Raw genomic sequence first — 3453 nt, 5'->3', positions numbered from 1 at the left:
CGAGCAAGGACGTGATCGATGCCACCACTTTCTGCAAGGCGGAGTACAGCGGGTTGATTGCAGCGCCCGGAATGCCAAAAGCGGTATCAACCCCTTCACGGCGCATCACCAGAACGGCGGCTTCGATTGCTCTCATTTTGCTCATGGTTTTGTGCCTCTTTACGTTTTGTAATTGTATACAAGTGGCTTTGCGCAGAGAGTATTCACGGCGGACGGCGCAGGTCAATCCATTTTCTCAAGCGTCTGTTTCATTCGTCGGAAGCCATTACTGCTGTGGCTTTTCGTCGCATGTGGCGCTTTTCGAGAATTATTGTATACAAAAAAATAACTCATTGTGTTCTATTTGTTTGCATTGAGCTGCGGCACTTACGCGCAGCTCTACGACTTTCCCTATAACAAAATGAGGACGGCACCATGAGCGCTTTAACCTTGAAAGTCGCAGTCAACCTGGTCAACGAAGCCATCAGCGCAGGGCGGGGCATCAACGCCGCGCCATTGACCATCGCGGTACTCGATACCGGCGGCCACTTGATCGCCCTGCAACGCGAAGACGGCGCCAGCCTGCTGCGCCCGCAAATCGCCATCGGCAAAGCCTGGGGCGCGATTGCGCTGGGCAAGGGCTCGCGCCTGCTGGCAGTGGATTCGCAGCAACGCCCGGCGTTCTTCTCCGCGCTCAACAGCATGGGCCAGGGCAGCGTCGTGCCGGCACCGGGCGGTGTGTTGATCCGCGATCAGGCGGGGCATGTGTTGGGGGCGATCGGCATCAGCGGCGATCTGTCAGACATTGATGAGCAGGTGGCGATCAAAGCGGTGGAGGCGCTGGATTTGAAGGCGGATGCCGGGGTGGCCACTTGATCTGAACTAAATACCCACGGCTGGCATTGGGGTAATGACTAATCGGGGTGGCGTCGATAGACTGCCGCCCCGTTTTTGTATCAAGGAAGATCAGCGTGAAGACGCTATTTCGCATTTCTCTGGCTGCGGCCATGACCCTTTGCACCCCTTTCCTGCAGGCCGCCGACGAGCTGGACGCCGATAAAATCGCGTTCCAGGCACTTAGCCCAGTGGTTTCCGCGCTGCTCAATGCCGACGATGTGCCCGAGTTGATGGAGCGGGCCGAGAAGCTTGAAGACACCGATACACTGCAGGCGATTGCGGTCTATCTGGCAGCCTCCCGTGAAGATCCCAAGCAAGTGCTGGCGCCTTATCAGGTCGCTGCGCTGTTTGCCCGCCGTGGCGATGACAAGTTAGCCCTGCGTTATCTGCAAGAGGCCGATGATCGCGGCCTGTGGTTCGGCCCGCTGTTGGCCGAAGACGAGGATTTTTCCGAGTTGCGCAACACCGCCACTTATAAATCCGTGCTGGCCAGTGCTCAGGAGCGCTACAAGAAAATCGCCGTGGGCAAGGTCGGCGCGATTTCGGTGCTGAACCCGCCTGCCGGCATTCCCGCGCCCCAAGCATGCCGTCCGGTCGTGGTGTGGCTGCACGGTTACGGCATCAACGGTGAACTCGATGAGAGTGATCAGCCGCTGGCAGACACCGGCGCAATCATTCTGGGCATCAATGGTACGGAGATGCTCAACGCGACCAACAGTTTCCGCTGGATCGGCCCGGGTTTCGAAGGCACGCAGAAGGCCGTGCAAAATGGCTTGAAAGAACTGGAAGCGCAGCAATGCATCGATCGCAAGCAGGTGTACCTGATGGGCTTCTCTCAAGGTTCGCAACATGCAGGCGCTTTGCTGGCCCAGCATCCGGATGATTACGCGGGTGCGCTGCTGGTATCACCTGGTGGCAGGCAGCCGACACCAACGGTGAGCAAGGCCCGTGGGAAAAGGGTGTTTGTGATCAATGGCAAAGAAGAAGGGCCGGGCAATCAGCAGATGACTGTCGATTTCCTCAAACTGTTCAGTGAAGGCAACGAGGTCAAGTCCCGTACCCATGAAGGTGGACACTTCTACCCTGATGACTGGAAAACCTCGTTTCCGCAAGCGCTGCTGTGGTTGATGGACCGCGAAGCCTGAAACCACAAAGATCGCCGCGAATGCGCAGTGACTGCTTGATCTCTGACGTCTGATCGATAGTCATCGCTGGCAAGCCAGCTCCCACAGGATTGTGTTCGGACACAAAATGTCTGAATCCCTCGAATCCCCTGTGGGAGCGAGCTTGCTCGCGAAGGCGTTTCATCTGACACATCCTGCCAAAAGTCTTTCCCCGCCTCCCTGGTTCGCGGATCTAACCTTTTAAGTCTCTTCTTGAAAGGGCAAAGGAATGCCGAAGTTATCAGCGTCACATCGATTGCGTTTTGGCCGCTATGACGAGCCCAATCGCCTGTATTTGCTCACCGCCAATACGCTGCATCGTGAACCTGTTTTCAGAGACTTTGCATTGGGCAGGTTGGTCGTTGAGCAATTTCGAAATGTCCAGGAGCTGGGCTTCGCTGACTCGCTGGCGTGGGTAGTCATGCCCGATCATTTCCATTGGTTGATTGATTTGAAGCAAGGCTCACTAAGTGAACTGATGCAAAAAACCAAATCTTTGAGCGCGCGGGCGGTGAATTTGGCGGCCGGTAGAAAAGGCAGTCTTTGGCAGCAAGGATTTCATGATCGAGCGCTGCGGCGGGAGGATGATTTGGTGAATATGGCGCGTTATGTGGTGGCTAACCCATTGCGGGCAGGGTTGGTAAAGAAGCTAGGCGATTATCCGCTGTGGGATGCGATTTGGGTCTGAGCTGACACCGTGTCGCCGCCATTCGCGAGCAAGCTCGCTCCCACAGGGGATTTGGGGTGTTCACCGATCCAATGTGGGAGCGAGCTTGCTCGCGAAGCAGGCAACGCGGTCCATCAGTCCGGCTCACACCCCTTCAACACCAACCGGATAATCGTCTGCGCTGCCGCTTCATAATCCGCTTCATCCAGCTTGTCCTTGCCGGTGACCGCAGAGATCTGCCAGTCGAAGTCGGCATAGGTCTGGGTCGCGGCCCAGATGCTGAACATCAGGTGATTGGGGTCGATCGGGGCGATCTGGCCGCGGTCGATCCAGGTCTGGATGCAGTCGATGTTGTGCTTGGCCTGGGCGTTGAGCTGCTCGACCAGGTCGGCGCTCAGGTGCGGGGCGCCGTGCATGATTTCGCTGGCGAACACCTTGGAGGCGAAAGGCAGGTCGCGGGAGATGCGAATCTTCGAGCGGATGTAGCCGCTGAGCACTTCACTTGGCACGCCGTCCGCGTTGAACGGTGTCGACGCCTGCAGGATCGGCACGATGATGCTTTCCAACACCTCGCGATAGAGGTTTTCCTTGGACTTGAAGTAGTAGTAGACGTTGGGCTTGGGCAATCCTGCCTTCGCGGCGATGTCGCTGGTTTTGGTCGCAGCGAATTAATTGTGTGATATGTAGTGAGTGGTTTATGGAATGATTTTTTTTTTGTTTGTATATCTGTTTGTTCTCATTATCATT

Annotated in this window: 3 protein-coding genes and 2 pseudogenes; 3 read left to right on the top strand and 2 right to left on the bottom strand. The window is 56.4% G+C overall.

Features of this window, described 5'->3' with window-relative positions; genetic code table 11:
- Positions 1–145 (bottom strand): annotated as a pseudogene (locus ACIQVE_RS19775) (thiamine pyrophosphate-binding protein); the annotation flags it as partial.
- 269 nt (positions 146–414) lie between these two features.
- Between ACIQVE_RS19775 and ACIQVE_RS19770 the strand changes: the two are divergent.
- From ACIQVE_RS19770 to ACIQVE_RS19760, 3 genes are all read left to right on the top strand, one after another.
- Positions 415–855: a heme-binding protein gene (locus ACIQVE_RS19770; RefSeq protein ID WP_402811186.1), complete on the top strand. Its 441-nt coding sequence runs from the start codon at positions 415–417 to the stop codon at positions 853–855.
- Positions 856–950: 95 nt separating this feature from the next.
- The gene (locus tag ACIQVE_RS19765; protein ID WP_402811185.1) at positions 951–2021 is read left to right on the top strand and encodes a TPR end-of-group domain-containing protein; all 1071 of its coding nucleotides are present in this window, start codon (positions 951–953) and stop codon (positions 2019–2021) included.
- A gap of 247 nt (positions 2022–2268) precedes the next feature.
- On the top strand, positions 2269–2727 hold the full coding sequence (locus ACIQVE_RS19760; protein ID WP_402811183.1) for an REP-associated tyrosine transposase: 459 nt from the start codon (positions 2269–2271) through the stop codon (positions 2725–2727).
- A 113-nt stretch (positions 2728–2840) separates the two neighbouring features.
- Here the strand turns inward: ACIQVE_RS19760 and ACIQVE_RS19755 are convergent.
- Positions 2841–3374: pseudogene (locus ACIQVE_RS19755) on the bottom strand (TetR/AcrR family transcriptional regulator); the annotation flags it as partial.
- Positions 3375–3453: the final 79 nt, after the last annotated feature.

Origin of the sequence: Pseudomonas sp. NPDC098747 (genome assembly GCF_044760045.1) — a bacterium.
In the GTDB taxonomy this organism is placed as follows: Bacteria; Pseudomonadota; Gammaproteobacteria; order Pseudomonadales; family Pseudomonadaceae; genus Aquipseudomonas.
Note: the sequence above shows the minus strand (reverse complement) of the source record. Positions and strands in the feature narration are given on the sequence as shown.

What these genes read in the sequence shown, in the direction of transcription:
- ACIQVE_RS19770 (WP_402811186.1), top strand. Translation starts at nt 415, where the DNA reads ATGAGCGCTTTAACCTTGAAAGTCGCAGTCAACCTGGTCAACGAAGCC.
- ACIQVE_RS19760 (WP_402811183.1), top strand. Translation starts at nt 2,269, where the DNA reads ATGCCGAAGTTATCAGCGTCACATCGATTGCGTTTTGGCCGCTATGAC.